Genomic DNA, 21,214 nt, shown 5'->3' with positions numbered 1-21,214 from the left:
ACGCACGCAGCGTTACCCTTTCTTCTTTGTGTCTGATACACCATCCATGCGCATGATTTCCTTCAAAAGTCCGTCGGGGCTTTTAAGTCCGAAAAAATCTCTAATAGCTTGGTGGAATCTCGGGAATTTCGTCGTAACGATCAACCAAAATAAGCCATGGAAAATCGCCAACCCTGCACCTACAATGATCGAGTAAAATAATTCTGATGCATCCATACAATCACCCTTCCTTACCATTCTCGCCTTTCTCGGCATCTTCCCTCGAATATGTCACCCATTTTTCCTTCCACTCGTCCCCGAACCGCCAGCTTATGCGGTACTTGACGATATCATCATCCTTGTAGACTTCTTCTATGTTGAAGTCGATCAAAAGATCATGCCCCAGATCCACACGACAACCATGATGGCAAGAACACCTGCTATCGCGATAAACGGAGCCAGGTACCATATCGCCGCACCCTTTATCGCAAAGTTAGCCGTCTTAGCCAGCTTTTCCTTTTCGGATTCATTCTGCCGCGCTTCGTCCTTAGCCTGCTCCTTGGCGTCCTGCTTTTCCTTCTCTTCCCGGTAGTCGTTTTTTACATTCTCCCAAAATCCCATGTCATCGCTCCCTTATGGTATTTGGTACCAGTATAAGGGATATCGTGGCAAAATTGAAGGTTAATCGTCCTCAGCTTCTTCGTATATACTCATTTTCGCATGTTCCATAGCGCCGAATAACTCACTCACCTTGATGTATTCCCCGTCCGGCGTTTCGAGATCATAACCGCCCTCTTTGTAAAACGTGAGGGTCGCCAATACTTCATTTTCACTCTGTCCTTTAGATTTTTGATACTTCCTCATGCTTTCCCCTCCCTTATTACCCTTCTACACTCACAGCAGAGCCGGAGGCTTCCCCCTCCGTGGTTGTCTGTGCTCTGCTGTCAGCATAGAAAAAGACACCTGCTAGACAGATGCCTTTGGTGAATCCTTCCGCAGTCTGCACTCTGCAGAAGGTTCAGACAGCAAGAGAAAGCAGAGAAGCTGCCGCAATGCCTACAAACGGCAGCACGTAGCTGTCGATCCCGTTTCGGTGTATTTCCACCTACTAGCATTATATCTCGGAATACCCTGCCGTAACTATATGGTGACTATATGATTCACGCCCACCCTATCTTGTCGGCAATCTTCTCCACGAATTCCCGGCGGTATTTGTAACACGTCTGCTCATGAAGGTGTGTGCGCCATGCCACTTCATTCCAATCCAGCCGGCGGTTGTACCAGTACCGGTAGTGAATCACGTCCTGCGCATCGGCATTCATTTCCTGATACGCGCTCGATATAGCGTGTCGGATTTCTTTCAAATTCCGCAGTCGCTTGCTGGTCGTTAGCTTCACCGCCGTCATTTCTGTGGGGCGTGACGGGGAACGGACGGAATTGGTACCGCCACCCCAATTTTCATCCTCTTCCGATTCTCCCGCCATGATATCATCACGCAGTTGGCTGATTTCCCGGTCGAGGTCACGCAAGGCGTACACGTACGATTCTATATGTCTCATGGTGATTTTCTGCATCTTTTCTCCGACCATGCCCCTCACCCTTTCTATTACTCGATGCCGTCATTCCTTTTCAGAATCTCCACAATAGTCAAAGCATCCTCATCCCGCACACAAGTCCTATCCCAAAATTGGATGTAGGCCCCTTCATGCTTTCCGCCGTGTCCGCAACAGGCATTCATAATGCCTTCCAGCGTGCCTAAGCAGCCGTCGTGTCCTTCTGGTGTTTCCGCAAGACCGCAATGCCCGCACGTTGTCGGATAATTCCCTGATACCATTTCCTTTGTATCGCTATATACCATTTTCTCCCCGTCATACTCGATGGAGTGCCCTCTTAAATAGTCCACCCTCTCACCCTTTCTACATCTTCGTGATATTCAGTATAACGACTTGATCACACCCTGTTTCTTGGGCTATCTGCTCCTCCACCCTTCCCTTTGCTTTGGGAGGAAGTGGTGTTCTTCTTTCGAAAATCCTGCTACCAAAACCATCCTCCGAACCCTTTTTGAAGATGAACGAAACAAGATACCGTTCTTTCAAATATTTCGGCTTTCGCACCCTCTCACCCCTTATCCGTCACAAATATAATAAGCAGCAGTGACAGCAACAGCATCGCCGTCTGTGCCGTGTTCATTGGTCTGTCCTTGCTAATGCCAGCCGCAGGATGCAGTACCCTGCTATGTCCTGTATCGTGTCCTCCACTCGCTCGTCATCGATATACTGCATGTCGCTTGCTTCTAGTGTTTTCAATCGTTCCAGCTTGTCAGATAGCCTGATAATCAGCGCTTTATCTCCGTATTCGTTCAGTGTTTTCTCGAAACTGCTGCCATAATCCGCATTTTTATTAGCCACCATTTTTGATATATCTAATGCCGCACTACGGATGTGCCGTCCCAATATATCCCCGGGATCAATGTCTCGGTACGCCGTTTCCATATACTCATCTTTTCCGGTATCTCTCATGCTTCCTCCCCCTCTCCTTTCGCATATCCCCTCAATGCTTCGAACGCGCGATTCTTCAAGCAGGCATCTATAATCACCATGTCACACAGCGCTTCGTCCTCCAGCTTCACCGGTGTCATCGGTGCGTAGTAGGCTTTCACTTGGTGTCCTTGCATCCACCGGTAATCACCCTGCGGAAACTTCATCCAGTACCATTCCGTCTCTTTCAGCTGCCCCTCTGCCATCCACCTCTTGTGTTCCGCGACAAGGACTTCTCCCACCTGCTCGTCCAGCACTCGGCGTAACCGGTCACCCGGCTTGTGTTTCATGGGTTTTGCCTCCCCTTATTTAGTGGTGATACTCGTCGGTATGCGATATTAAGGCTCAAAAACTTTTTCCTTAATGCCCGGTTTGCTGTCGTAGAACGAAACTTTTCTAACATGAAAATTATCTTCTAATTCATAGTCTCTGTTTATATAGCTAATAGCTTCATCCTCCGACCGAGCAGAGACTATCGCAAAAGCAGGGTGACCCCAAACAAAGTAACTGACTTTATATAAATCCATTAAAATTCTCCTTTCGCATCATCCGTCTGAGGCGTTATATCTTCCCGTTGTTCAAATCCTTCATATCCCGCAGCATGATTTTAAACAGCTGTATCTGCTCTGATGTGGAGTCCTTCGCGTTCCTCCACCGTGTCGCTTCTTCTTCCGCGTCTGCTTCGGCCTGCCTTGCTTGCGCCGCCTGTGCCTCAGCTTCCATTTCCTTATCCTTCACTGTGCCGTCTGCCGCCTTGTAGGAGGTCGCCAGCTTCTCCCGTCGGATGGCTTCTGCTCGCTTCCAGTCGCCTAGCGCCATAGCGTGGAGTTTACCCGTCAGCTCGAATATCTGCCCGTACAACTCCATTTTTTTGAGGAGGTCTGCCGGTAGAGCGTTGTCCAGCTTTTCGCATTGGCTGTACAAGGCCATCAATTTTTCTTCCGGTTTCTCCATCGTGCATTTCCTCCCTTATCACAGAGCGCTGGTATTCAATCTGATTCATCAGCGGCCTCTCTTTCTCTCAATGCTCTCCATGAGCTCTTGCCGCCTTCTTCGGTTTTCTTCCTCCATTTTTTTATTCTCCTTGTCCATTTCAGCTATTTCTTTACCTGCCTTTGCGACAATCAAGAACCATGCCGTAACAACGAGTATCCAGAGGACAAAGACAAACACGCCGGGTATCCAATAAGCAATGTCAAGGCTTGATAGACTGTTTATGAGCCACACAACACTCAGCACGACACCTTCTCCGACCAACAAACCAACAACAGCCATTACTACTGCAGCAACAATCGTCATTCGCTCACTCCCCTAAACTCGATGTAGGATACATTCTTCATATTGACGGCAACTTCTCCACGCTCTTTGTTTTCTGCCGCAGCCCAGCCGACATCATAAGCAGCACCATTTTTGACAATGAGCCTTTTTAAATTCCAGGCGGCATCTCCTTTGACATAAAATTTTTCGCCATCGACCATCTTTAATGCCGCTATCATTTCCGCACCCACTCCCCTTTCTGCTTTTTCACCACAATCAATTCCTGTCCGTATTTCCACTCAAATATTTTCCGAATGTAGTTAAATCGCTCATTGGCATAGCCTTTGACGTCTACGATTTCCTCTGTGCCGTCTCTGTAATGGATGGCAAAATCTGCGGTGTATGTCATGGCCTTGCGCTTTCGTTTGCCTGTGCCGGAACATGTCGGGCACTGCACCTTGTTCCCTGTCTTGGTGCTGGTCACTTTGCCGCTGTCGCACCGTCCGCATGTCACATAAAATGGCTCTATCAAAGTGAAGGAGGGTTGCAGGGTGATGTGCAACACGTCCGGCTGCTCTTTCATATGCTCGAAATATTCAGCTTCCAGCGCAGAATCAAATTCAATGCCGTCCACTACTGTTTTCTTGCTTGCTATCTTCCCCATCAGAAACGCTCCTCTCTGCCACAACTGCACGTCCGTATCAGCTTGCCTTCTTCCAGCCGGAGACGGAACCGGGTATTGCCGCAGTCGCATTTCCCCGGCTTCCTGACTTCTTCCTCGACTGGGGCATGCTGCTCCCGAACCGCGTCAGCCCACTTTTTCTTTGCCATATGCTCTATACGCCGCGTGATAGCCTAGATTCATTTCTTCGGTGTCGCGGTAATCAAAATGACCGCGCTTGATGTAGTCAAACTGCTTGGCGTACGCTCGCTTCTTTTGGATTTTTGATATACATTCGTACCCTCGCGCCTCCAACTCTTGGCAGGCTCGGAGCATTTCAGGCATCGTGTGCCGGTTGACGTTGACGATCAATATCCCTGCACCTGCCTATCGTGGTTCACTGAATTTTTATCCATGTAAGCTCGTTCTATTTCTTTTTCTGTATATCCAAGTTCTTCGCCAAGAAGGATGAACGCATTGATGAGTCGGTGCCATTCATCCGAGAGTCGGTCACGACCTCCCATATACAACATCCGGAACATTTCTCCGGTGGACAAGAACAGCCCGCTAAACATCCCTGTAATATTCAGATTTCCCGGTTCAAACGGCTTCGGTCTTTCTGGCGTCACATCGAACAACTCAATCCCAATCGACAGGATGAAGTGCAGGCAATCCACGTATTCTCCAAGCATCGGGTTGGATTCGCCTAACTTCCCTGTGCCTTCGCACTCAATACATGGAACCATATGGTCATAATGCCCCTCGCTTATCTTGTCGTACCCCGTAGTGTCACAAGAGGGGCAAAGATGCTCCACTTTCGTTACAGGCTCTTGTCTAGCGCTCCAAAACTTAAATCCGCGCCATTCGTTTGCCAGTTCTCCCAGCTCGACTTGTAGTGATAGTATCTTCCGTGGCAGCAAGTCCTCGCCTTCCAGTCCCTTCTCTCGTACAATCTTCTCGTCCAGTTCTCTCTGCTTCTCAAATAGTGGTGGCAGATTCAATGTCCATCCTCCTAACTTCGATTCCCATTCGTCTCAGGTATTCGATTCCGTCCGTCTTGCGGTATTCGTCCCAGTACATCACCCGACGTAGTCTTGGCAATGCCACATATAGCAGCTTGGCGCACCGGAGGCAGGGGCTGTGAGATAACCTCACTTCTTCTACACCTGATTTTTCTTTAACTGTTAATTTATCAACTAAGGCTTCCTCAGCATGAATCGCCCCGCAATCTCCTTCTTTACCGTTGCATTCATCAAAGATATGGTGGTTTCTCGCTTCACTTAAGATTTCTCCATTTTTATTTATAGAAGCAGCAGTTACATCCAATCTAGAACACGGAAGTTTGTTGAAGTTGGCAAAATCTCCGAATATCTTTTTGGCAGCCAAGTTATAAGAAAGTGCCGCTTCTTCTTCTGTTTCAAAGAAACCTAGTCTTGTTCTTTTTCTCTTCGAATATATATAAGACTCCCATTTCCTTCTTCCTTTAGGGAGCATAACCCCTCTATATTTACTGCTTGTAGACTTGTGTTTCGTTGTCAATTTATTTGCGGCGTTTTGGGCAGAGTTGCAAATTCGAAGATTTTCCTTTCTGTTATCCAATTTATCCCCGTTAATATGATCTGTTTTTAACCCTTCTGGTGTATTAACGAGTTCACGGTGCATAAAGATATTTTTACTCACCCCTGTCTTGGCATAATGGTCTTTATCATACCTAAGGGCATATCCATAACAATAGTGCCACTTAAATTGAGAGAGATAAGGGTAATCCGCATCATCTACAATTGTGCTTTTCCCCTGTGTCAATCTGATCTCTTTCATCTCCCCACTCCCTTCACTCCGTCACACCCGCAATTTCCTTCTTCGCCTGTGCACTCCCCTTCGTTTCCGTTTTCCGCAAAGTCAATGATTTCGCCATTGTCGGCATAAGCAGTAATGTGTACTTCCATTCGTTTGCAGGGATTCATTGTTCCTCCCCTTCCGCATATTCGTCTATTTCATCCATGCTCTTGGCTATTGTGTCGAAGGCTTGATACGAGGCTTTAAGTGCGTCTTGTCGCTTCTTGTCCGGCTTGTCTTTCATCGTTTCTTGCATGTCGGCGCTGAATGTGCGCTCTTTGTTTTCCTGTACGACCATGCGGAGCGTTTCCCATTTATCCATTTCCCCACCTCGTAATTTCCATATTTTAGAAAGGAAGGTCTGAGTCGCTTATATCCGTTTGCTCGCCAGCGAATGGGTCATCTGAGCCACCCTGCGACTGCTGTGTGCTGTTTTGATTGTCGCTCGAATTATTCCTCTCCGGCAGGTCTAAATCATTCACATTGACTTCTGTAGACTTCACATTGCGCCCGTATTTATTCTCGTACATGCGCGTCTGAATTCTTCCTGTTACCGCAAACTTCTGCCCTTTGGAAATATAGTTAGCTGCTACTTCTGCGGTTTTGCCCCAAATCTGAATGTCCACGAAATCAGCCTCATACTCGCCATTCTGATTCTTGAAATTCCGTTGTACCGCCATCGTTCCGTTGGCTACTGGCTTGCCTTGACCGGTGTACCTAAGCTCTATATCGCGGACGGCTCGCCCCGTCATGCTGACGTTGTTCATCCTCTCGTCCTCCTTAATCTCTCCTGAATATGGCTGCGTGCCTCAAACTCCGTCTGCGCTGTGCCTTCGTACCCGTCGTACAGCTTGTAGCCCCACCGTCCGAGCATCGGGAACAGCATACCGACGTAAGCACCGTTCTCGGTCAATTTGAAGCGCTGAGTGTCCAATGGCTCTGCGTGTAGCATGTAAGCCCTCCTTGCTGTATGATAGATGATGGGTGAGTTTTACTTTCGCTCAAATACGATATAAGAAAAGTGTTTCGGCTGGCTCTTGTGTACTTCCACGACCTGCAGCCGTTCTCCGTCCGGTCGGGTTTCCGTTTTCTCCTGGACGTAGCGTTTCATCGGATCACTCCTCACCAATGTCTTTCTTCAATTCTCCATTCTTCACGAGGATCTTTGTAATGATGTCCAGCAAAAGCTATCAACTCTTCTTTTCCATCGCAAATAGCAACATCTTTCCACCTAAAAGACTGGTGTGTTTGGTTTTTCAGCATTGCTTCTTTTACGATATAAGGCTCTTTCACTTGCAGTACGTAACTCATTCAATCGCCTCACTTCGCTTGTTCTGCAGCAAGCAGATTTTCAAGGCTTAACTGCTCCGTCTTATTTATTTTATTGGGGTTCATAATTGTTTCCAGCGCCGCGTTATAAAACTCTCTTTCAATTTCAAAACCAAAGCTATTTCGATTCAGTTCGTACGCAGCTCTTAAAGTCGTTCCACTTCCTGCGCATGGGTCAACTACTACATCACCCTCGTCTGTAAAAATCTCAATTAACTCTTTTAATATGCTTACAGGCTTTTGTGTAGGGTGCGCTTTGGGGTACTCTTTGGCGCTGTCTCGCTTCCACTCAAACCAATTTTTAATCATTTGACCTTTTGTTGTTTCTGTCTTCCCGTTTCTAAATTTCGGTAGCTTATCACGATACAAAACTACGGCATGTTCTGTAGCTCCTACGATTTTCATGTTTGCTTTCAACACTTGCGAACTCGTATTCTTGATGAAGTGCAACGGGTATGATTTTTTGAACCCATATCTTTCCCCGTATTGTTGAACCATTGGTATCTGTTGGAATGAGCAAAAAACAATCATGGCCGGCGCTTGATTTCTCTCTTTCGGCTCTTTCTTCAGCAACTTGGAACAGAAGTGCATATATTCAGCAATATTGAAATCTTCATCTGTTTTAAAAAAAGAGGTGTTTGCCAGCTCGCTTTCTCCGTTTTTGTTATCTCCATCGACATACCATTGGTTGCTCGAGGCGTAAGCGTCCTTTCCTAAATTGTAAGGAATATCCGCTATAACAAGTTGTGCCCTCGGAATGTTGTACCTCTTAAAATTTTGAAAATGGTCATGGTGTAGTTCCATTTTAATGCCCATTGGCTGTTTCCTCCCTCTGCATAAATCGCTCAAACAAGTCGTCTTTCGGCTGCTCGATTTCATCCATTTCCCACAAGTCGTATTTATCGCAGTCGTAATACTCGCCGTATTTTTGCCTTGCCTTCTCTCGCCAGTAGTCTGCTGATTCTCTGCTTTGGTGCGCCTCTCTGTGGTGGGTAGGGCATAACGGAACAAGATTACGGTATCCTTTGCGCCCTCCCTGCGACCGGAACGTGCGGTGGTGCATGTCGATATTGGGGTCGCCGCACACTTGGCAGTACGCTCCGTATTCTTCAAGAGCGCGGTTGTAATTCTTGGAGTCAATCTGCGCTCGGTCTTTTCGCTTGGGCACGATGCGCGGTTTCTTTTGCTGGCTCGGCTTGGGTATCACTCATATCACCTCAGCCATGCTGCGTATGATTTGACGGAAGTTGTCGTTCTCCTTCTGCATCCGGCTGGCGTTGCCGTTCTCGTAATACTCCACCTTTTCTTCCAGCGCTTGACGGAAGGTAAGTTCCTTTTTCCGTTCTTCGGCTACTAACGCATAATCTGTCAGCGCATCTGTGTACAGTTTGTCTTTCGCTTCCGCCTCTCGCTTCCACTCGTCCCGTTCTTTCTCTAATTCCTTGTACGCCTGCCCGGTGCGGTTGAATACTTCCGTCTGCCCCTCAGCTGCTTCTTTGTAGCGTTCGAGTTCGTCCTCTGCTTGCAACGCTCGTACTTCCATGTCGCTAAACTCCTGATTCAGCAAGTCATAGTCCTGCACGGTTGATTCGTGCTTTTCCATCCATTCGTCACGTTCTTTTTTCATATCCTCATACCGTTGCACCCAATCCGTATCGTCCGTCGATCCCTCCGCCGTCTCGTCCACGCTCTCTACCTCTCGTTCATCGACTTTCTCTGCCACTGGGTCTTCCTTCTCGGCGTCCTCTCTCGCCCATCTTTCTTCGCGCCACTGCTTCTTTTTCTGCGATAGAATCGGCGGTTTTATCGCGAACCTTTCTGCAATATCCTTGTCGAGCAATCCTTTTTCTTTCAACGTGTTATAGTTTTCTTCCGTCGCTTCCAAACGCTCGCCCCATTTTTCTTTCATCTGTTCCTCCGTCATGTACCATGTCGTCACCTCTCCGCTCACATAGTCCTGATGCTCCACTTTCGGATTGCGGATGCCGTCAAACATGCGCTCGCTCACTCTTGACAGCGTATCGGCGTTTCTCGTCTGCCAGCGGTTCTTCTGCCATCCACTTTTTCTTCTTCTCGTGCAGGCTCTTGGGCCTGATTTTGTATTCTCGTGCTATGGCGGCATCGGTCTTGCCGTACGCTTTGCCACTCAGGTATTTCTCGCGTGTCAGCGTCGCCTTTTTCTCTTTTTCCGTCAGGGGATTGCCCCGCTTGATTCGTGTCGATTCCCGGTTCCCCGGCCGGATACCCCACCTTGCTTTCAGGTTGCTGATGGTGGTGCGTGCCATGCCGTACTTCTTGGCGATATCCCCGTCAAGCCATCCGTCGTCTTTGTGAGCCAGATAATCTTCTTTCGGCAGGCGTTCTTCTGCAGGCGATTGGGGTACTTCAAAGCCCTGCTGAATTTTCCAGTCATGCAATTCTTTCAGCGTCATCCCCGCTGCCTCGGCTATCTGCTCGTCGGTGTAGCCATCCTCCTGTGCGTTGATGTAGTCAACTAGCTTCATACTCGTCGCACCCCATTTCATAGGAAAGGTTCTTCGCCGTCTGTAGGTTTTCTTCCAGCGTTTCTTCTGTCAGCGTACCGGCGTAGAATTGGTACAGCGTGTCGTCGATGGCTTCGTCCACTCGCTCTTGTTTGGTCACCGTCGCACCCTCCTTCCGGCTTCGTAGCACTCATGCCCGATGCGGTCTGTCAACCGGAGGACGATGGATTCATCCAACTCTCCGGCGCGTAATTTATTCAAGAGAATCCGTTGCAGGAGTATCTTTTCTTTGTGCGCTGCTATGTCGTGCATTAGAACCGCCCCTTTCTCACCTAAGCAAGAATTCTTCCCATTCCTCATCTGTCATTGCCTCAATCTCACGCTGCATCTTCCCGTTATTAGTTCCTAAATATTTTTGCAATTCTTCTATGCTATCGAAATGACCTATCATTTCGGTGAGTTTATCCAGTTGATCCATGGCCTGTATCCGTTCTGTTGCACTCTCTCTATGTGAACGAAGGACAGTTCTCATAAAGAAATGAACATATGACTTCTCGAGCGAATAAAATTCCATCAAAAGCGCCCCTTTCCGTCTTCTATTTTTTTCGTCATTCCGTCGAACCAAAGTTTCACATCTGCTTCTGCGCCGAACCGATTTTTCAGTACTTGGCAGTACATTTCATGTTGAATGGCCTGTTTTTCATCTTCTGTCAGGTTCGGGTCGCTGGCTGGTCGGTATATGCCTAACAAGTAATCGCTGGTGTCCTCGATGGAACTGGTGTCCTTGCTGCTTTCTTTCGTCGTCTTACCGGATCCGCCACCGCCGGACATACGGTTCACCTGTGTTAAAACCACAACCAGTACATTCAGGCGCTTCGCCAGCCCTTTCATCGCCCTTGCGGTTTCGGACGTGCGCTCGTAACTGTTTGCTCCTTCATTCATCTTCAGATATTGGAAATAGTCGATGAATATAATGTCCGCTGGTTCGTCAAAGGCGTTTACGTTGGCTTCATTGGTGAAATGCTCGATGTCTTCCACGCTCTGGCTGTCCTCGTCCACCATCCGCATGCGCTTGTCAATGGTATCTAGCAACTCCGCCACGCCTTCATCAAAACTGCCTTCATCGGCTCGCTGTTCCATTTTGCCTTTAGTTTCGCTGTTATGGCGTTGAATCAACTGCCCGATAATGGACTCCGCCGGCATTTCAAGAGTGCTGAACAAGACATTGCGCCCTTCATGCATAATCGCGTGGTAAATCCAATTCAGCAGCATGGTCGTTTTCCCGGATCCAGATTTTCCTTGAATGAAGCAGACTTCCTTTTTCATCATGCCGGATGTCATCATGTCGATAGGCTTTAACCCTGTCTTGATTTTCGGTGTCTTATCCTGCGTGCGCTCGACAAGGTTGATATATGCCTCTGTTCCGGTCTTTAGCTTACTGGCATGATTCAGCTTTACCTGCCCTTTCATGAAGTCATTGACGGTCGCTATCGGCTTATCCCACCGTTCAGCCAGGTACTCGGCCATATCGCCGCGTATCATGGCGTTCGGGGTTTTTTTCGCCCAATCGAAAGCAACATCGTATTCATCTTCAATTTCAAGGCAGTTCTCCAAGTCCTCGCGCAGCAAGTATTTTTCAAAAGACTCTATCTGCGCATCTTTCAATTCATAGTCCGATAGCAGAAGGTCATTCGCATCTTTGATACCGTCCGGCAGAGTCACGACCGATACACGGTTTTTTACTTGTTTCCGCAATGTGCGCAGGTTCTTCCGCACGGACTTCCAGCCGCTGTCGTCGTTGTCCGGTATAAGGTAAATCTTCACATCCGACTTGATATGGCGCTTAATTAAATGGGCTTGCCCGTCTGTGATATGTGCGGACGCATAGGCGGCAGTTTTGCCGACCCCCATCTGATACATCGCCATGCAGTCAAAGTAGCCCTCTACCAAATACAGCGCATCGTCCTGTTGGGCAACTTCTTTCCGCGCTTTATCAAATCCGAAAAGCATCTCATTTTTCTGGAAAACCTCGGATTCGGCGCTGTTTTTGTATTTCGGCTGCGCGTCCTCTTCCAGATACCGGTGAACCCGTCCGACAACCTCGCCATATGCGTTCATGAACGGAATGACAAGAGCATTTTCCTGATCGTCATAGCCGAGGGCGAATGTTTTGCTGTTCAACTCGCCGTCTGTGAATCCTCTTGATTCGAGGTAGCGCGCTGCTTCCGCACGGCGACGATAGTAACCGATAAATTCGTCCTTTTCCTCTTTCTTCTTGGCGTTCTTGCGCTTGATGCTTTCGGTGTCTACGTCTTGTAGTTGAAGGTTGTACCGCTGCGCCAGTTCCTGCATGGCTTCGAGATGCGAAGGGTAGCTGCGGCTTTTCATCACGTAGTCCACCGCATCACCGGTTTCCCCACACCCAAAGCAATGGAATCGGTTATCCTGCTCGTACACCGCAAAACTAGGCGTGTTGTCATCGTGAAAAGGGCAAGCACCTTTATATATCCGCCCGGATTTCTTTAAAGCCACATCCTCCCCGATAAGGTCAAGGAGACTGACTGCGCTTTTAATTAGATCGAAGTTGTTGTTCAATCTCTGCCGCCTCCTGTTTCAAGTCATCCCAATGATCGGTTATGGCGCGATCGAAAAAGTAATCGTATCCTTTGTTCAATTCCTCCTGCACTTCCCGATACCGATTCTCTAGAACTTCTTTTTCGGTTTTGGGTTTGTCTGTTTTCTGTTCCTTTAAGTCTTTCGGGAGGACGCCGTCCTCTTGATCTCTCCTTATGAAGTTACGAATAGCTCTGTTGTGATCTTTGTAACCAGGTTTCTTCATAGCGATATAATCATCTAAATCCCGGATCTTTTTGTTCGTTAATTCTTCCCCATAGTCTTTGACGAGTCTTCCGTATTCCGTGTCGGTGAGATAGACGTAATCTCTATATTTTCTTTTACTTTCCTTTCCTTTACTTTCCTTTCCTTTGCCATCTTGTGCTATGGCGCCGCCATCATCTGCTATGGCACTGCCATCGCTTTCCTTTCCTTTGCCTTCTGAATCACTGTTGTGCCAACGTTTTTCTGCGCCCTTCTTGCCAGCTTCCACTTTCTTTTGTCGCTTCTCTTCCTTCACTTCCATGCGTCTTATAAGGGAATCGCTCCAGAAAAACTCACCGTCAGATTGAAGCAATTCGTACTCATTAACACAGTCATTTAGAAATTGTTCGGCGCTATTGGCATCGCATAGCAACTCCATGGCAATGGCATTGGTTACCCATTTGGCATGCTTTAGTTTGTAATCTTCTTGCTCTGACAGCATTTCGATTATCATCCAATACCGTCCGTAACCTTCGCTGCCGTAATCGCTTCTCATGGCTAATATCTTAGGGTCTCTTCGTGCGTTCTGGTCGTGTGAAAAATAATATGCCTCTTTCATGTTCTCCTCCCCTCTGAAAAAGGGTTGCGCCCGCTATGAACCCGTGATATAATAGGGTTACCAATTATTTAACGAGCGCATGATCTCGCTGTTTGCCGCAGCGGGATTTTTTATTGTCCCTTCCCCACAATCATCATGTCACTGGTCTCAATGACCGTACCTGCTGGCATGTCGTCCAATTCCACAACCTGCTTTTCCATGTTCAACCCTCCTTTAGTTAGTAATCTTTCAGCTTGTCCAATCAAACAGAAGAACGTCCGAATTAAATGATGTACCACCTCCCTCCTATGGGGCGATGCCAGTACAATCTATGCACCGGCATCTTTTTGATCTTGTTGAACCTCTTCTAGCAGGAGACGGTTAATCAGAACGTTCTTGGAAACACCCTCTCGTTTGGCTGCTTCCTCAACCTTCTGACTAATCTCTTGGTTGAGACGAAGAGAGAACTTGATGCGGTCATCATTTGTCTTCAATGTGACGTCACCTCCTGTATTGATAATGTACCATGTCATAAATCTGACGTCAACCTGTTTACAAAATAATATTTTTGATGTAACATGGTATCAAACAGACACCACATAAACGAAAAAAGGAGTAAGAGACAATGGCTGATAGAAAACGATTTACACTGCGGATGGACGAAAATCTGTTTGAAAAAATCGAAGAACAAGCTGAAAGAAACAAACGCTCTGTAGCAAAGGAAATTGAACATTTACTAGAAAACAAACTTGATGATCTGGAAGGTGATGACGACAACACCTAAGACAATCATCTGGAGGACTAAATCATGGATAAGCAGCAGTCGGGGGTGATCGACACATCATAGTCGGTTACCCTCCTTATTTTTGTCGTAAAACCATTTTGTGGAAGCACGTGTGTTCGCTTTAAGGTGCTGAGAAAAGGGCAGCTAAGCTACCCTACTTTGATACCAAGCAATATCTCTGCTTCTGTCGAAGACATGTCATAGACGTTCATGCTATCCCTCCTATTCATCTATACACCCACGCGGGCAATCGGCTTCCGTCACTTGCTGAAAGCCTATGCCGACGTCCACGTATTCAGCTTCTAATTCTTCGCCGCAGATGGCGCAGTATTCGTGCGTTCTCATACTTTCTCCCTCCTCATATTTACAGGCTCTGTGATAGCTCGCTCTACGTCCCAGTGCTGCTTGACCACACGCTGTTGCAGTAATCGGCGTGACACGCCATGTTCCCTCGCTCGTCTGATTTGCTCGTCCGTAAATCGGCGGCGGTCTCTCGTCATTTTGTCCACTCTCTCTTCCAAAGTGAGGGGCGGCATGGTAGCTGCACGTTCCGGCGCGTAGCCATGATAGACACGGGTGTAATACCGGTGCTTGGATATCCCGTTTGCCTCCGCTATTTTAGGCCAGTCGCCATGACTTCGTTTTCGGCGCACCGGCTGGGTGACAGCGCGGTCAATATCCCAGCCGTTGAGGTGTACGCGGGTGTGCAGGGTGGCTGTCTTGATGCCATTGGACGCGGCTGTCTCATAGTCTTCCGGGGTGATGTAGAAGTAACGCTTCATGTGTCATCCTCCAATTCATTCCGGATTCTCATATACAGCACGGGCGGCGGTGACGGCATCGTCTTCATCCACGCAAGGATGTCATGCAGCAGGGTGCGGTACGTGTCGATGTCCTCGGCTTGGCGCTGGATTTGTTCGAGTGGTGTCATAGTGGCCTCCTTATAGAAAAGGGGCAGCGTGTGCCCCTGTTTTGTGCGTGTAATCATAGATTTACGTTATAGCGGGTTCTTCCCTGTTCGATAATCCAAGTGTATTTTCAACGTTACATAAAAGGGATTTTCACAATCTTTGCAGACACACTTCACATTTTCCTGCTCGCTGTTTTCATCAAGAAAAGGCGGGTTGGTTTGGTGACAATGTGGACAAATGATATCCCAATCCATAGTTCCACAACTCCTTTGCATAATGGTCGAAATGTTCACCACATTATTTCTTTCAGCCATTTTCCGTCAGAGGTATAAAAATCAGCGCATCCATAGTCATATTTGTGTAATACGTGGCGCATAGCTCCTCTAAGACTCCCTTTGAATGTAATTTTCTCAATCACTTTGCCTTTATCGGCGTACTCAATAGTAAAAGAGTCATTCCATAATGATGTCGCCCGCATATCTTTACCTCCGTTCACATATTCCGTCCTATTCGCTACTAAGCAGCTCAATCAAGTCCATTTCGCCGACATCATCCTGCTGCTTCTCATCCTCAAACAGTCCAGCCTTCTTGCATTCCGCGCCCCATTTAAACCAGTGGTGAGCGTGGTATTCAAAGCTTTGCATGTTGTCTATCGTGAGGGCGCCGGATTCAAAGAGTTGCCGCAGCTTGTCTTTGTGCGCCGAGAATTCACGGTCAGCCTGCTGTATTCGTCCCATGCTATCGCCTCGCTATTCGTCAGTGACAAGTTTGTCTATATTATTAAATTTCAGGGCTTCATATTGGTTGTGCCACCCACAGTCAATAGACGTTTCTACCACTTCGAAGCCATTTTCTCTGTATTTACTGATGATCCTAGTTTGAACAATTCTCCTGTTCTCCATAGATAGCCCTTTTGTATTCCATATATCATAGAATGGCGTTTTTCTACTGCCGTCTTGTGTGTACTCTCCTGTGCTTATATGAAAAGTCGTGTTCCCTGCCAAGGCGTTTCTTTTTATTGCTTTGTCTATGAATTCTTCTAGTTTCTTTTCGTGTTCTTTCCTCTCGCTTTCCGCAAGATAATCCTTTAAATCCTCTTTGTGAATCATTTTGTTCATCCTTTCGTTTTATCTTCTCGCTAAAAAGTAGATTGCTAGAAATATCAACACAGATCCTATATTCAGCGTCGTGTATAGCTTCAAGATGTCCATTCGATCACAAGTATGAGGAAGGTGAGAGAGGCGATGAATGCAGCCAGCACCGCCCACTCTGTGCCGCTGATTTTAGAAAGGTGCTTCATGGTATCGCGCCCCTTCCATGTCCGGTGATATATCGGCAGGGATCTGTGACTCCTGCACGTTGATGTAGATGGCTTGATGCGGTGGTAAGATGTGACGGCTGCGTATTTCTTCTTCCGCAGATTGGCGTGTGAGCGCATACGTGATGTAGTAATGCTGGTAGTCTACGCAGCTTTGTTCGATGCGGTCGATGAGACGGATGCTGACAAGGTAGAGTTGGGGGATCATTGGCTGTCACCTGCCTTATCGAAGCGATGTTCTACTGGAGTTACGAGAGTGATAGAATCATTGTACATAGGCCCAAAAGTTCGTCGTATACCCCATCCCCCAGATACATACTTGCTTGTTATTTCGTCCACGCTACCGGAAATGAGATTAATAACAATATCGCCTACTTTATACTCGTCTTTTTCTCTTCCAACACCTCTCCACTTCCGCCGTTCTTTCTCCTTCTCGATTTCTTCTTCGCTGGCGTGGCGTAGCTCGCTATATCCAAAATATTGCGGTGCTCCGCCAGCTGATCTGTAGTCAGTCAGTACATCAAAATTAGCTTCAATATTCATGACTTTTCCGATATACTTTTGTAGCGAGCCGTCATAGACAACCCAATCGTCAATTTGGAATGATGGTTCTTCTTCGACAACCTGCCAGTTTTTCTCGTTCAGCGCATCCAGTTTTAAACTGTGCATTAACCTTCCGCTGAGGGAAAAGGCGATAATTTCACTATCTTCTTCCTCGTGTGCAATGTACACGCCGTCATTCCAATAGCTTTGTTTTATCTTCTTACCTTCCTCGACTGCTGCTTTAATTGCCTCATATCCAGTCAGTCCACTTTGTGTTACAATCATTTATATCGCTCCTTTTTAGGTGTGTGGAGGGCTGTTGTGCGCAGCTCTCTTTTTATGCTGATTTCTTCGCCTGCTCAACCCAATTGTTCACTTTCTCAATTGCCTCTTTCGCCTGCGATTCCGTTAGTTTGTTCAACTCTGACACGCCGAGTGCTTGGATCCATTTCTCTTGCGTTTCACCCCGGTTTTCGACGAGCCAGTTGATGTTGGTCACAAGTTCTTTGCGTTGTTCGGCTGTTATCATTGGAGCTGAGTTATTCGTTTTCGATTTATTGTTTTGATTCTGATACTCGTCTGTATCTGCATCCTTTGTGTCATCAATGAGATACAATCCATTCAATGCGTATTTCCTTGCATAAGACGAAGCTGTTCCGGTGATTTGACTTTCATCCATCCCTTTTTTAGTTAGCGACTCCCTGGCATAAGCAGTGACTGTGTGTGTTTCTACGCCGTCTGTAATCGTAGCTGTCGCCTTGATATAGTGCCAGTCTCCGACTAATAGAGGTTCATCTGTGATTGTGAGCAGCAGTTCATTTTCAGCGTTCAGAGGCTTCACAGACTCCAATATGTCCTCTGCAGAGCGATATTTGTATTTTCCAAAAGAGTTGAAATGAGCTTTAGGAGCCTTTAATTCTTTTTGCACGTTTAGTAGTTTTTCGAATAGCTTCTTTTCTTCACTCATTCTTCTTCCTCCAATCGCTGTCTCAATTCTTCATTCGCTTGCTGGATGATCTCGTTTTCTTCTTTTAAATCCTTGTTCTCTGACATTAAATACCTTGATTCATCGAATATTTCTTCAAGCAAGTCGATTAATTGATTTTTGTTATTTATCAATTTGGGAAATTCTACTTTCATCGTAACCGCATCCCTTCTGTTTGCTTGATCGCCACGCCTTTGATATCCTCGCCGCCTTTGACCGCATCCAGCAGCGCTTTTCTGTCCAGTTGCGGCGGCTTCTCAATGTAGTACTTTTTCGGGATGTGTTCTTCTTCCATGACATCTACCGACGGCGGATTCTTTTGGATACCTGCGGTGAACATCGTGCCTTTCACCTTCGTTTTTCCCATGGTGGTGAGTTGGTGTTCCAAGTAGTCTTTTAAGTGCTCTCGTTCGCTTTGGTAATGCTTTTTTCGCTGAGAGAGTCGCTGTTCTTCCTCTTTGATGGCTTTTTCACTGGCTTCCAGTGTTTTCATCACCATACCGATGCGGTCTACTTTTTCCTCTACCGCTTCCTCGATAGAATCCAGTGTGTCTTTCAAAGATTCTCGGTCAGCGCCTTCCTCGATCATGTCCAGTATCTGAGTGTAGCTGTCAGTTAATTCGTACAATTTCATTGATTCATTCCTCCATTCAAAATGTGTAGCACAGGGTCAACGTCATCTTCCGCGCAATGGACGCACAGCCCGTCGCGGTCAATCAGCTCGCGGTCGTAGTGCTGCTGGCACCAGTAGCATTCAATCGGCTCGTGTTCCCACGGGAGTGGTTGGAGCATCGGGTTTTCCAGCATGGTATCCCTCCTTGAAAAATGCAGTGTAGTGAATATCATCTAAAACGCTGTTTTCAAAATCGAACCAGTTGTATCCGCCTCTGCTCAGCCTTTCTTTTGTTCTCCCGGTTTCGTTTTCGATGATTTCAGCTGCCTTTTGCGCCGATTCCTCGCTCTTGATATCGTGAAAGATAACTTCGATGTGCGGATGTTGCCCCGTCAGTTCTTCAATTTCCTTCTGTAGCGCTTCAACTTTCTGCTCCATATTCATTGCGCTTCCTCCATTCGTTCGAGTTTTTCGCAAATCTCGTGTTGCCATTCCGTGTCATCCGTCATGTGCGCCATTTCCGAGAAGTTTTTCAGCTTGGCAAGGTTCCATTCGCGGTTGATGAGGAATTGCTCGGATTCGCGCCATTCCTTCTGCTCGTGCTCGGTCAAAGGGCGGTGCTGGGATAGGACCAAGAGTTCTGCGACGCGGTGGACTACATACATGGGGATTCCTCCTTTTGATTTTCCAGCCAAGCGAAAAAGTCCTCGCGGTAAATCTTGTTGTACCGGCCTACACGGAAAGAAGGTACATCACGCTGCCGCATCACTTCTTTTGCTTTGGTGTAGCCCACGCCCAATACTTCCTGAACATCTTTCGTCCCCATGACCAGCGGGAAATCTTGTTTATTCATGAACGATCCTCCTTTATTAAATTTCTGTTTTAGCAATTTCTTGATTAAAAAAATAGAGATTATCTATAGACATATCCAGTTTTTTCGATAGAATAGGGACATGATGTGCACGAAAGGAATACGTCCCGTTTTCATATTTCATGTACGTTGAAGCGTTCTTGTATCCCAGTTCGCGAGCCATTTCCTGCATCGAAATGTTTAGGTGTTCGCGACGGGATTTAATACCCGGTAGGTTGAAATAATTCATTGTCACCCTCCTTTTTTATTGCTGTTTCAGCAATTGATTAATTTCATTATATATTGCTATTTCAGCAATGTCAATAACTTTTATTGCTATTTTAGAAATTAATATTTATTTCTGTTTTAGAAACGTGCTAAGATGAAGTTGCTATATCAGAAAAGGTAGGTAACGTTATGGACACAAGCGAACGGATTAGACAATTGAGAGAAGTTAAAGGTCTAACGCAAAAGCAATTCGCTGACAAAGTTGATATAAACCAAAGTGTTATGAATCGAATAGAAAATGGAAGGCGACCAGTTTCTGATGAAGAGATCACTAAGATTGCTAATTTCTTGGAGGTCACAAGTGATTATCTACTGGGTATGGAATCCAAGCCTAACATTATGTTTAGCGATGGCGGCGACAGTCTGTCTGATGACGAAGAAGAATATTTAAAAGAGGAATTGGCAAAGTACCGAAAAATGAAAGAACAGTTTAAAAAGGAATAACCCGCAAAGGGTTTTTTCTTTCAAATAAAAGGAGAACATATGTTTTTAAGGAGGGGGATATATGTTTGAAACGAGGCTGGAATCATGGGTTAATGAGATGTATGCAGCAAAGGGGATTACTGCAGTAGAAGATTTGTCGATAGAGGGGATGTGCGAGGTGTTTGATATCCACATCGTCCCTACCAAGTACCGTAGTAAAGCTGTGTATGAGGATGACTGTGCTATCATTTTCCTAAAAGAAAACATGCCTATTGAGTATCGACGGAAGGATTTCTTTCACGAGTTAGGGCACATCTTTCAGCATGTAGGGGATCAACGTGACATTCCATTTGGTTTAAAACGCCTGCAGGAAGAACAGGTTTTTTGGTTTAGCCTGTACGCCTCCATGCCAGAGCCATTAATACGTCAGTATGATAATATACACGAGGCTTCCCGTGCTTTTGAGCTCCCTATTTTGATTGTCAAAGACCGTCTGCAGCAGTTGCGACGTAAGGACATGCAGGTACAGTCTTATGTCAGCAATCAAAAGAAGAGCCGTCGGACAAGCTACGATCCTGATAAATGGACAAGCGAGACCTGGCGGATTATGAATAAACTGAAAAAGCAAACGGGGCAGGAGGTCATTGATTATGAAAGTCTTCTATGAAGAAATTGACGGAGGGAAGTATCCTCAGATGGTGTTTCTCCCTGCTGACTTAAGCGATCACGCCACGTGGTTTAAGCTGCAAGGGCCTTTTGAAGAAATACCGCCAGAAGATTTGCATGAAGATTTGAAAGTATTGACGATAACCATTGGAGAATTGATTCGAGACCCCTGCGAGGATAACAGTTTCGGCGTCAGCACCAAAAACGTACTGAAATTGTGCGATGATTTAGAAATCCCGGATGATCAGTTGCAGGATATTGATTATCTGGCCGTGTATATGGACGCTTTGGAGGAGGTGATGCAATTAGACGTCCGTGAAAAATTACTATAGGAGG

Annotated in this window: 50 protein-coding genes; 4 read left to right on the top strand and 46 right to left on the bottom strand. The window is 46.6% G+C overall.

Going from position 1 to position 21,214, the window contains the following annotated elements; all coding sequences use genetic code 11:
* Positions 1 to 12: 12 nt before the first annotated feature.
* The 31 genes from ACFSUB_RS01990 to ACFSUB_RS01840 all read right to left on the bottom strand — a co-directional run bounded on the left by ACFSUB_RS01990 (position 13) and on the right by ACFSUB_RS01840 (position 13,991).
* The gene (locus ACFSUB_RS01990) at positions 13 to 216 is read right to left on the bottom strand and encodes a hypothetical protein (RefSeq protein ID WP_380711513.1); all 204 of its coding nucleotides are present in this window, start codon (positions 214 to 216) and stop codon (positions 13 to 15) included.
* Between the two features lie 4 nt (positions 217 to 220).
* Positions 221 to 370, bottom strand: a complete 150-nt coding sequence (locus ACFSUB_RS01985; protein WP_380711512.1) for a hypothetical protein — start codon at positions 368 to 370, stop codon at positions 221 to 223.
* The gene (locus ACFSUB_RS01980; protein ID WP_380711511.1) at positions 367 to 600 is read right to left on the bottom strand and encodes a hypothetical protein; all 234 of its coding nucleotides are present in this window, start codon (positions 598 to 600) and stop codon (positions 367 to 369) included. The genes ACFSUB_RS01985 and ACFSUB_RS01980 overlap by 4 nt, the downstream gene beginning before the upstream one ends.
* Positions 601 to 660: 60 nt before the next feature.
* The gene (locus tag ACFSUB_RS01975) at positions 661 to 843 is read right to left on the bottom strand and encodes a hypothetical protein (RefSeq protein WP_380711510.1); all 183 of its coding nucleotides are present in this window, start codon (positions 841 to 843) and stop codon (positions 661 to 663) included.
* 296 nt (positions 844 to 1,139) lie between these two features.
* Entirely contained in the window at positions 1,140 to 1,568 is a 429-nt protein-coding gene (locus tag ACFSUB_RS01970; RefSeq protein ID WP_380711509.1) for a transcriptional regulator, read from the bottom strand.
* A gap of 17 nt (positions 1,569 to 1,585) precedes the next feature.
* Complete coding sequence (locus ACFSUB_RS01965) at positions 1,586 to 1,882, bottom strand: hypothetical protein (protein WP_380711508.1); 297 nt, start codon at positions 1,880 to 1,882, stop codon at positions 1,586 to 1,588.
* A 283-nt stretch (positions 1,883 to 2,165) separates the two neighbouring features.
* Entirely contained in the window at positions 2,166 to 2,498 is a 333-nt protein-coding gene (locus ACFSUB_RS01960; RefSeq protein WP_380711507.1) for a nucleotide modification associated domain-containing protein, read from the bottom strand.
* On the bottom strand, positions 2,495 to 2,806 hold the full coding sequence (locus ACFSUB_RS01955) for a hypothetical protein (RefSeq protein WP_380711506.1): 312 nt from the start codon (positions 2,804 to 2,806) through the stop codon (positions 2,495 to 2,497). Before ACFSUB_RS01955 ends, ACFSUB_RS01960 begins: the two co-directional genes overlap by 4 nt.
* Before the next feature lie 48 nt (positions 2,807 to 2,854).
* Positions 2,855 to 3,043: a hypothetical protein gene (locus ACFSUB_RS01950; protein WP_380711505.1), complete on the bottom strand. Its 189-nt coding sequence runs from the start codon at positions 3,041 to 3,043 to the stop codon at positions 2,855 to 2,857.
* Between the two features lie 34 nt (positions 3,044 to 3,077).
* Complete coding sequence (locus tag ACFSUB_RS01945; RefSeq protein WP_380711504.1) at positions 3,078 to 3,470, bottom strand: hypothetical protein; 393 nt, start codon at positions 3,468 to 3,470, stop codon at positions 3,078 to 3,080.
* A 48-nt stretch (positions 3,471 to 3,518) separates the two neighbouring features.
* Entirely contained in the window at positions 3,519 to 3,815 is a 297-nt protein-coding gene (locus ACFSUB_RS01940; protein ID WP_380711503.1) for a hypothetical protein, read from the bottom strand.
* Positions 3,812 to 4,012 carry a hypothetical protein gene (locus ACFSUB_RS01935; protein WP_380711502.1) on the bottom strand — a complete coding sequence of 67 codons (201 nt, stop codon included), beginning with the start codon at positions 4,010 to 4,012 and terminating at the stop codon, positions 3,812 to 3,814. Before ACFSUB_RS01935 ends, ACFSUB_RS01940 begins: the two co-directional genes overlap by 4 nt.
* Positions 4,009 to 4,437 (bottom strand): DUF1064 domain-containing protein, encoded by a 429-nt coding sequence (locus ACFSUB_RS01930; protein WP_380711501.1) that lies wholly within the window; start codon positions 4,435 to 4,437, stop codon positions 4,009 to 4,011. The genes ACFSUB_RS01935 and ACFSUB_RS01930 overlap by 4 nt, the downstream gene beginning before the upstream one ends.
* Before the next feature lie 144 nt (positions 4,438 to 4,581).
* Complete coding sequence (locus ACFSUB_RS01925; protein ID WP_380711500.1) at positions 4,582 to 4,806, bottom strand: hypothetical protein; 225 nt, start codon at positions 4,804 to 4,806, stop codon at positions 4,582 to 4,584.
* Positions 4,803 to 5,435: a dUTP diphosphatase gene (locus ACFSUB_RS01920; protein ID WP_380711499.1), complete on the bottom strand. Its 633-nt coding sequence runs from the start codon at positions 5,433 to 5,435 to the stop codon at positions 4,803 to 4,805. Before ACFSUB_RS01920 ends, ACFSUB_RS01925 begins: the two co-directional genes overlap by 4 nt.
* Positions 5,413 to 6,252, bottom strand: coding sequence for an HNH endonuclease (locus tag ACFSUB_RS01915; protein WP_380711498.1), 840 nt, complete (start codon positions 6,250 to 6,252; stop codon positions 5,413 to 5,415). Before ACFSUB_RS01915 ends, ACFSUB_RS01920 begins: the two co-directional genes overlap by 23 nt.
* Positions 6,249 to 6,398: a hypothetical protein gene (locus tag ACFSUB_RS01910; protein WP_380711497.1), complete on the bottom strand. Its 150-nt coding sequence runs from the start codon at positions 6,396 to 6,398 to the stop codon at positions 6,249 to 6,251. Before ACFSUB_RS01910 ends, ACFSUB_RS01915 begins: the two co-directional genes overlap by 4 nt.
* Positions 6,395 to 6,592 carry a hypothetical protein gene (locus tag ACFSUB_RS01905; RefSeq protein ID WP_380711496.1) on the bottom strand — a complete coding sequence of 66 codons (198 nt, stop codon included), beginning with the start codon at positions 6,590 to 6,592 and terminating at the stop codon, positions 6,395 to 6,397. Before ACFSUB_RS01905 ends, ACFSUB_RS01910 begins: the two co-directional genes overlap by 4 nt.
* A gap of 25 nt (positions 6,593 to 6,617) precedes the next feature.
* Positions 6,618 to 7,037, bottom strand: a complete 420-nt coding sequence (locus ACFSUB_RS01900) for a single-stranded DNA-binding protein (RefSeq protein ID WP_380711495.1) — start codon at positions 7,035 to 7,037, stop codon at positions 6,618 to 6,620.
* Positions 7,034 to 7,222, bottom strand: coding sequence for a hypothetical protein (locus ACFSUB_RS01895; protein WP_380711494.1), 189 nt, complete (start codon positions 7,220 to 7,222; stop codon positions 7,034 to 7,036). Before ACFSUB_RS01895 ends, ACFSUB_RS01900 begins: the two co-directional genes overlap by 4 nt.
* Before the next feature lie 170 nt (positions 7,223 to 7,392).
* Positions 7,393 to 7,581: a hypothetical protein gene (locus ACFSUB_RS01890; protein WP_380711492.1), complete on the bottom strand. Its 189-nt coding sequence runs from the start codon at positions 7,579 to 7,581 to the stop codon at positions 7,393 to 7,395.
* A 9-nt stretch (positions 7,582 to 7,590) separates the two neighbouring features.
* Positions 7,591 to 8,415 carry a DNA-methyltransferase gene (locus ACFSUB_RS01885; protein WP_380711491.1) on the bottom strand — a complete coding sequence of 275 codons (825 nt, stop codon included), beginning with the start codon at positions 8,413 to 8,415 and terminating at the stop codon, positions 7,591 to 7,593.
* The gene (locus ACFSUB_RS01880) at positions 8,405 to 8,806 is read right to left on the bottom strand and encodes an HNH endonuclease (RefSeq protein ID WP_380711490.1); all 402 of its coding nucleotides are present in this window, start codon (positions 8,804 to 8,806) and stop codon (positions 8,405 to 8,407) included. The genes ACFSUB_RS01885 and ACFSUB_RS01880 overlap by 11 nt, the downstream gene beginning before the upstream one ends.
* A complete protein-coding gene (locus ACFSUB_RS01875) occupies positions 8,807 to 9,595 on the bottom strand; it encodes a hypothetical protein (RefSeq protein ID WP_380711489.1) in 789 nt (262 codons plus the stop codon).
* A complete protein-coding gene (locus ACFSUB_RS01870; RefSeq protein WP_380711488.1) occupies positions 9,588 to 10,103 on the bottom strand; it encodes a hypothetical protein in 516 nt (171 codons plus the stop codon). Before ACFSUB_RS01870 ends, ACFSUB_RS01875 begins: the two co-directional genes overlap by 8 nt.
* Positions 10,090 to 10,242: a hypothetical protein gene (locus tag ACFSUB_RS01865; RefSeq protein ID WP_380711487.1), complete on the bottom strand. Its 153-nt coding sequence runs from the start codon at positions 10,240 to 10,242 to the stop codon at positions 10,090 to 10,092. The genes ACFSUB_RS01870 and ACFSUB_RS01865 overlap by 14 nt, the downstream gene beginning before the upstream one ends.
* Positions 10,239 to 10,394 (bottom strand): hypothetical protein, encoded by a 156-nt coding sequence (locus ACFSUB_RS01860; protein ID WP_380711486.1) that lies wholly within the window; start codon positions 10,392 to 10,394, stop codon positions 10,239 to 10,241. The genes ACFSUB_RS01865 and ACFSUB_RS01860 overlap by 4 nt, the downstream gene beginning before the upstream one ends.
* Positions 10,395 to 10,410: 16 nt before the next feature.
* The gene (locus ACFSUB_RS01855; RefSeq protein ID WP_380711485.1) at positions 10,411 to 10,656 is read right to left on the bottom strand and encodes a hypothetical protein; all 246 of its coding nucleotides are present in this window, start codon (positions 10,654 to 10,656) and stop codon (positions 10,411 to 10,413) included.
* Complete coding sequence (locus ACFSUB_RS01850; protein ID WP_380711484.1) at positions 10,656 to 12,677, bottom strand: DnaB-like helicase C-terminal domain-containing protein; 2,022 nt, start codon at positions 12,675 to 12,677, stop codon at positions 10,656 to 10,658. The genes ACFSUB_RS01855 and ACFSUB_RS01850 overlap by 1 nt, the downstream gene beginning before the upstream one ends.
* The gene (locus tag ACFSUB_RS01845; RefSeq protein ID WP_380711483.1) at positions 12,652 to 13,518 is read right to left on the bottom strand and encodes a Lin1244/Lin1753 domain-containing protein; all 867 of its coding nucleotides are present in this window, start codon (positions 13,516 to 13,518) and stop codon (positions 12,652 to 12,654) included. The genes ACFSUB_RS01850 and ACFSUB_RS01845 overlap by 26 nt, the downstream gene beginning before the upstream one ends.
* A 308-nt stretch (positions 13,519 to 13,826) precedes the next feature.
* Positions 13,827 to 13,991 carry a toxin-antitoxin system HicB family antitoxin gene (locus ACFSUB_RS01840; protein ID WP_380711482.1) on the bottom strand — a complete coding sequence of 55 codons (165 nt, stop codon included), beginning with the start codon at positions 13,989 to 13,991 and terminating at the stop codon, positions 13,827 to 13,829.
* A 131-nt stretch (positions 13,992 to 14,122) separates the two neighbouring features.
* Between ACFSUB_RS01840 and ACFSUB_RS01835 the strand changes: the two genes are divergently transcribed.
* Positions 14,123 to 14,281: a DUF6364 family protein gene (locus ACFSUB_RS01835; RefSeq protein WP_380711481.1), complete on the top strand. Its 159-nt coding sequence runs from the start codon at positions 14,123 to 14,125 to the stop codon at positions 14,279 to 14,281.
* A 222-nt stretch (positions 14,282 to 14,503) separates the two neighbouring features.
* Here the strand turns inward: ACFSUB_RS01835 and ACFSUB_RS01830 are convergent, their stop codons facing one another.
* The 15 genes from ACFSUB_RS01830 to ACFSUB_RS01760 form a co-directional block, all read right to left on the bottom strand.
* A complete protein-coding gene (locus ACFSUB_RS01830; protein ID WP_380711480.1) occupies positions 14,504 to 14,626 on the bottom strand; it encodes a hypothetical protein in 123 nt (40 codons plus the stop codon).
* Entirely contained in the window at positions 14,623 to 15,063 is a 441-nt protein-coding gene (locus ACFSUB_RS01825) for a hypothetical protein (protein ID WP_380711479.1), read from the bottom strand. Before ACFSUB_RS01825 ends, ACFSUB_RS01830 begins: the two co-directional genes overlap by 4 nt.
* Complete coding sequence (locus ACFSUB_RS01820; protein WP_380711478.1) at positions 15,060 to 15,212, bottom strand: hypothetical protein; 153 nt, start codon at positions 15,210 to 15,212, stop codon at positions 15,060 to 15,062. Before ACFSUB_RS01820 ends, ACFSUB_RS01825 begins: the two co-directional genes overlap by 4 nt.
* 269 nt (positions 15,213 to 15,481) lie before the next feature.
* Entirely contained in the window at positions 15,482 to 15,670 is a 189-nt protein-coding gene (locus tag ACFSUB_RS01815; protein WP_380711477.1) for a hypothetical protein, read from the bottom strand.
* Between the two features lie 28 nt (positions 15,671 to 15,698).
* Positions 15,699 to 15,929 carry a hypothetical protein gene (locus ACFSUB_RS01810; RefSeq protein WP_380711476.1) on the bottom strand — a complete coding sequence of 77 codons (231 nt, stop codon included), beginning with the start codon at positions 15,927 to 15,929 and terminating at the stop codon, positions 15,699 to 15,701.
* 12 nt (positions 15,930 to 15,941) lie between these two features.
* A complete protein-coding gene (locus ACFSUB_RS01805) occupies positions 15,942 to 16,301 on the bottom strand; it encodes a hypothetical protein (RefSeq protein WP_380711475.1) in 360 nt (119 codons plus the stop codon).
* A 174-nt stretch (positions 16,302 to 16,475) separates the two neighbouring features.
* Positions 16,476 to 16,718 carry a hypothetical protein gene (locus ACFSUB_RS01800; RefSeq protein ID WP_380711474.1) on the bottom strand — a complete coding sequence of 81 codons (243 nt, stop codon included), beginning with the start codon at positions 16,716 to 16,718 and terminating at the stop codon, positions 16,476 to 16,478.
* Positions 16,715 to 17,338, bottom strand: a complete 624-nt coding sequence (locus tag ACFSUB_RS01795; RefSeq protein WP_380711472.1) for a hypothetical protein — start codon at positions 17,336 to 17,338, stop codon at positions 16,715 to 16,717. Before ACFSUB_RS01795 ends, ACFSUB_RS01800 begins: the two co-directional genes overlap by 4 nt.
* 52 nt (positions 17,339 to 17,390) lie before the next feature.
* Positions 17,391 to 18,020 carry an ERF family protein gene (locus ACFSUB_RS01790; protein WP_380711471.1) on the bottom strand — a complete coding sequence of 210 codons (630 nt, stop codon included), beginning with the start codon at positions 18,018 to 18,020 and terminating at the stop codon, positions 17,391 to 17,393.
* Complete coding sequence (locus ACFSUB_RS01785) at positions 18,017 to 18,193, bottom strand: hypothetical protein (RefSeq protein ID WP_380711470.1); 177 nt, start codon at positions 18,191 to 18,193, stop codon at positions 18,017 to 18,019. The genes ACFSUB_RS01790 and ACFSUB_RS01785 overlap by 4 nt, the downstream gene beginning before the upstream one ends.
* A complete protein-coding gene (locus ACFSUB_RS01780) occupies positions 18,190 to 18,672 on the bottom strand; it encodes a siphovirus Gp157 family protein (RefSeq protein ID WP_380711469.1) in 483 nt (160 codons plus the stop codon). The genes ACFSUB_RS01785 and ACFSUB_RS01780 overlap by 4 nt, the downstream gene beginning before the upstream one ends.
* 120 nt (positions 18,673 to 18,792) lie before the next feature.
* The gene (locus ACFSUB_RS01775; RefSeq protein WP_380711468.1) at positions 18,793 to 19,095 is read right to left on the bottom strand and encodes a hypothetical protein; all 303 of its coding nucleotides are present in this window, start codon (positions 19,093 to 19,095) and stop codon (positions 18,793 to 18,795) included.
* Complete coding sequence (locus tag ACFSUB_RS01770) at positions 19,092 to 19,316, bottom strand: DUF7667 family protein (RefSeq protein ID WP_380711467.1); 225 nt, start codon at positions 19,314 to 19,316, stop codon at positions 19,092 to 19,094. Before ACFSUB_RS01770 ends, ACFSUB_RS01775 begins: the two co-directional genes overlap by 4 nt.
* Entirely contained in the window at positions 19,307 to 19,504 is a 198-nt protein-coding gene (locus ACFSUB_RS01765) for a helix-turn-helix domain-containing protein (RefSeq protein ID WP_380711466.1), read from the bottom strand. The genes ACFSUB_RS01770 and ACFSUB_RS01765 overlap by 10 nt, the downstream gene beginning before the upstream one ends.
* A gap of 16 nt (positions 19,505 to 19,520) precedes the next feature.
* Positions 19,521 to 19,751 carry a helix-turn-helix domain-containing protein gene (locus ACFSUB_RS01760; protein WP_380711465.1) on the bottom strand — a complete coding sequence of 77 codons (231 nt, stop codon included), beginning with the start codon at positions 19,749 to 19,751 and terminating at the stop codon, positions 19,521 to 19,523.
* Positions 19,752 to 19,918: 167 nt separating this feature from the next.
* On the opposite strand from ACFSUB_RS01760, the gene ACFSUB_RS01755 reads away from it, so the two are divergent.
* The 3 genes from ACFSUB_RS01755 to ACFSUB_RS01745 all read left to right on the top strand — a co-directional run bounded on the left by ACFSUB_RS01755 (position 19,919) and on the right by ACFSUB_RS01745 (position 21,210).
* Positions 19,919 to 20,233, top strand: a complete 315-nt coding sequence (locus tag ACFSUB_RS01755; RefSeq protein ID WP_380711464.1) for a helix-turn-helix domain-containing protein — start codon at positions 19,919 to 19,921, stop codon at positions 20,231 to 20,233.
* A gap of 61 nt (positions 20,234 to 20,294) precedes the next feature.
* Positions 20,295 to 20,879, top strand: coding sequence for an ImmA/IrrE family metallo-endopeptidase (locus tag ACFSUB_RS01750; RefSeq protein WP_380711463.1), 585 nt, complete (start codon positions 20,295 to 20,297; stop codon positions 20,877 to 20,879).
* Positions 20,863 to 21,210, top strand: coding sequence for a hypothetical protein (locus ACFSUB_RS01745; protein WP_380711462.1), 348 nt, complete (start codon positions 20,863 to 20,865; stop codon positions 21,208 to 21,210). The genes ACFSUB_RS01750 and ACFSUB_RS01745 overlap by 17 nt, the downstream gene beginning before the upstream one ends.
* Positions 21,211 to 21,214 lie beyond the last annotated feature (4 nt).

It is taken from the genome of Salibacterium lacus (assembly GCF_042684865.1).
Taxonomy (GTDB): domain Bacteria; phylum Bacillota; class Bacilli; order Bacillales; family Marinococcaceae; genus Salibacterium; species Salibacterium lacus.
This window is presented reverse-complemented; position numbering and strand designations above follow the sequence as displayed.

What these genes read in the sequence shown, in the direction of transcription:
- ACFSUB_RS01785 (WP_380711470.1), bottom strand. Translation starts at nt 18,193, where the DNA reads ATGAAAGTAGAATTTCCCAAATTGATAAATAACAAAAATCAATTAATC.
- ACFSUB_RS01910 (WP_380711497.1), bottom strand. Translation starts at nt 6,398, where the DNA reads ATGAATCCCTGCAAACGAATGGAAGTACACATTACTGCTTATGCCGAC.
- ACFSUB_RS01855 (WP_380711485.1), bottom strand. Translation starts at nt 10,656, where the DNA reads ATGGAATTTTATTCGCTCGAGAAGTCATATGTTCATTTCTTTATGAGA.
- ACFSUB_RS01980 (WP_380711511.1), bottom strand. Translation starts at nt 600, where the DNA reads ATGGGATTTTGGGAGAATGTAAAAAACGACTACCGGGAAGAGAAGGAA.
- ACFSUB_RS01890 (WP_380711492.1), bottom strand. Translation starts at nt 7,581, where the DNA reads ATGAGTTACGTACTGCAAGTGAAAGAGCCTTATATCGTAAAAGAAGCA.
- ACFSUB_RS01780 (WP_380711469.1), bottom strand. Translation starts at nt 18,672, where the DNA reads ATGAAATTGTACGAATTAACTGACAGCTACACTCAGATACTGGACATG.
- ACFSUB_RS01955 (WP_380711506.1), bottom strand. Translation starts at nt 2,806, where the DNA reads ATGAAACACAAGCCGGGTGACCGGTTACGCCGAGTGCTGGACGAGCAG.
- ACFSUB_RS01905 (WP_380711496.1), bottom strand. Translation starts at nt 6,592, where the DNA reads ATGGATAAATGGGAAACGCTCCGCATGGTCGTACAGGAAAACAAAGAG.
- ACFSUB_RS01825 (WP_380711479.1), bottom strand. Translation starts at nt 15,063, where the DNA reads ATGAAGCGTTACTTCTACATCACCCCGGAAGACTATGAGACAGCCGCG.
- ACFSUB_RS01860 (WP_380711486.1), bottom strand. Translation starts at nt 10,394, where the DNA reads ATGCACGACATAGCAGCGCACAAAGAAAAGATACTCCTGCAACGGATT.
- ACFSUB_RS01845 (WP_380711483.1), bottom strand. Translation starts at nt 13,518, where the DNA reads ATGAAAGAGGCATATTATTTTTCACACGACCAGAACGCACGAAGAGAC.
- ACFSUB_RS01755 (WP_380711464.1), top strand. Translation starts at nt 19,919, where the DNA reads ATGGACACAAGCGAACGGATTAGACAATTGAGAGAAGTTAAAGGTCTA.
- ACFSUB_RS01800 (WP_380711474.1), bottom strand. Translation starts at nt 16,718, where the DNA reads ATGATCCCCCAACTCTACCTTGTCAGCATCCGTCTCATCGACCGCATC.
- ACFSUB_RS01900 (WP_380711495.1), bottom strand. Translation starts at nt 7,037, where the DNA reads ATGAACAACGTCAGCATGACGGGGCGAGCCGTCCGCGATATAGAGCTT.
- ACFSUB_RS01990 (WP_380711513.1), bottom strand. Translation starts at nt 216, where the DNA reads ATGGATGCATCAGAATTATTTTACTCGATCATTGTAGGTGCAGGGTTG.
- ACFSUB_RS01775 (WP_380711468.1), bottom strand. Translation starts at nt 19,095, where the DNA reads ATGAATATGGAGCAGAAAGTTGAAGCGCTACAGAAGGAAATTGAAGAA.
- ACFSUB_RS01750 (WP_380711463.1), top strand. Translation starts at nt 20,295, where the DNA reads ATGTTTGAAACGAGGCTGGAATCATGGGTTAATGAGATGTATGCAGCA.
- ACFSUB_RS01760 (WP_380711465.1), bottom strand. Translation starts at nt 19,751, where the DNA reads ATGAATTATTTCAACCTACCGGGTATTAAATCCCGTCGCGAACACCTA.
- ACFSUB_RS01830 (WP_380711480.1), bottom strand. Translation starts at nt 14,626, where the DNA reads ATGAGAACGCACGAATACTGCGCCATCTGCGGCGAAGAATTAGAAGCT.
- ACFSUB_RS01820 (WP_380711478.1), bottom strand. Translation starts at nt 15,212, where the DNA reads ATGACACCACTCGAACAAATCCAGCGCCAAGCCGAGGACATCGACACG.
- ACFSUB_RS01915 (WP_380711498.1), bottom strand. Translation starts at nt 6,252, where the DNA reads ATGAAAGAGATCAGATTGACACAGGGGAAAAGCACAATTGTAGATGAT.
- ACFSUB_RS01835 (WP_380711481.1), top strand. Translation starts at nt 14,123, where the DNA reads ATGGCTGATAGAAAACGATTTACACTGCGGATGGACGAAAATCTGTTT.
- ACFSUB_RS01885 (WP_380711491.1), bottom strand. Translation starts at nt 8,415, where the DNA reads ATGGGCATTAAAATGGAACTACACCATGACCATTTTCAAAATTTTAAG.
- ACFSUB_RS01875 (WP_380711489.1), bottom strand. Translation starts at nt 9,595, where the DNA reads ATGTTTGACGGCATCCGCAATCCGAAAGTGGAGCATCAGGACTATGTG.
- ACFSUB_RS01960 (WP_380711507.1), bottom strand. Translation starts at nt 2,498, where the DNA reads ATGAGAGATACCGGAAAAGATGAGTATATGGAAACGGCGTACCGAGAC.
- ACFSUB_RS01895 (WP_380711494.1), bottom strand. Translation starts at nt 7,222, where the DNA reads ATGCTACACGCAGAGCCATTGGACACTCAGCGCTTCAAATTGACCGAG.
- ACFSUB_RS01930 (WP_380711501.1), bottom strand. Translation starts at nt 4,437, where the DNA reads ATGGGGAAGATAGCAAGCAAGAAAACAGTAGTGGACGGCATTGAATTT.
- ACFSUB_RS01815 (WP_380711477.1), bottom strand. Translation starts at nt 15,670, where the DNA reads ATGCGGGCGACATCATTATGGAATGACTCTTTTACTATTGAGTACGCC.
- ACFSUB_RS01945 (WP_380711504.1), bottom strand. Translation starts at nt 3,470, where the DNA reads ATGGAGAAACCGGAAGAAAAATTGATGGCCTTGTACAGCCAATGCGAA.
- ACFSUB_RS01765 (WP_380711466.1), bottom strand. Translation starts at nt 19,504, where the DNA reads ATGAATAAACAAGATTTCCCGCTGGTCATGGGGACGAAAGATGTTCAG.
- ACFSUB_RS01975 (WP_380711510.1), bottom strand. Translation starts at nt 843, where the DNA reads ATGAGGAAGTATCAAAAATCTAAAGGACAGAGTGAAAATGAAGTATTG.
- ACFSUB_RS01770 (WP_380711467.1), bottom strand. Translation starts at nt 19,316, where the DNA reads ATGTATGTAGTCCACCGCGTCGCAGAACTCTTGGTCCTATCCCAGCAC.
- ACFSUB_RS01790 (WP_380711471.1), bottom strand. Translation starts at nt 18,020, where the DNA reads ATGAGTGAAGAAAAGAAGCTATTCGAAAAACTACTAAACGTGCAAAAA.
- ACFSUB_RS01940 (WP_380711503.1), bottom strand. Translation starts at nt 3,815, where the DNA reads ATGACGATTGTTGCTGCAGTAGTAATGGCTGTTGTTGGTTTGTTGGTC.
- ACFSUB_RS01870 (WP_380711488.1), bottom strand. Translation starts at nt 10,103, where the DNA reads ATGAAGCTAGTTGACTACATCAACGCACAGGAGGATGGCTACACCGAC.
- ACFSUB_RS01795 (WP_380711472.1), bottom strand. Translation starts at nt 17,338, where the DNA reads ATGATTGTAACACAAAGTGGACTGACTGGATATGAGGCAATTAAAGCA.
- ACFSUB_RS01805 (WP_380711475.1), bottom strand. Translation starts at nt 16,301, where the DNA reads ATGATTCACAAAGAGGATTTAAAGGATTATCTTGCGGAAAGCGAGAGG.
- ACFSUB_RS01950 (WP_380711505.1), bottom strand. Translation starts at nt 3,043, where the DNA reads ATGGATTTATATAAAGTCAGTTACTTTGTTTGGGGTCACCCTGCTTTT.
- ACFSUB_RS01745 (WP_380711462.1), top strand. Translation starts at nt 20,863, where the DNA reads ATGAAAGTCTTCTATGAAGAAATTGACGGAGGGAAGTATCCTCAGATG.
- ACFSUB_RS01970 (WP_380711509.1), bottom strand. Translation starts at nt 1,568, where the DNA reads ATGGTCGGAGAAAAGATGCAGAAAATCACCATGAGACATATAGAATCG.
- ACFSUB_RS01935 (WP_380711502.1), bottom strand. Translation starts at nt 4,012, where the DNA reads ATGATAGCGGCATTAAAGATGGTCGATGGCGAAAAATTTTATGTCAAA.
- ACFSUB_RS01810 (WP_380711476.1), bottom strand. Translation starts at nt 15,929, where the DNA reads ATGGGACGAATACAGCAGGCTGACCGTGAATTCTCGGCGCACAAAGAC.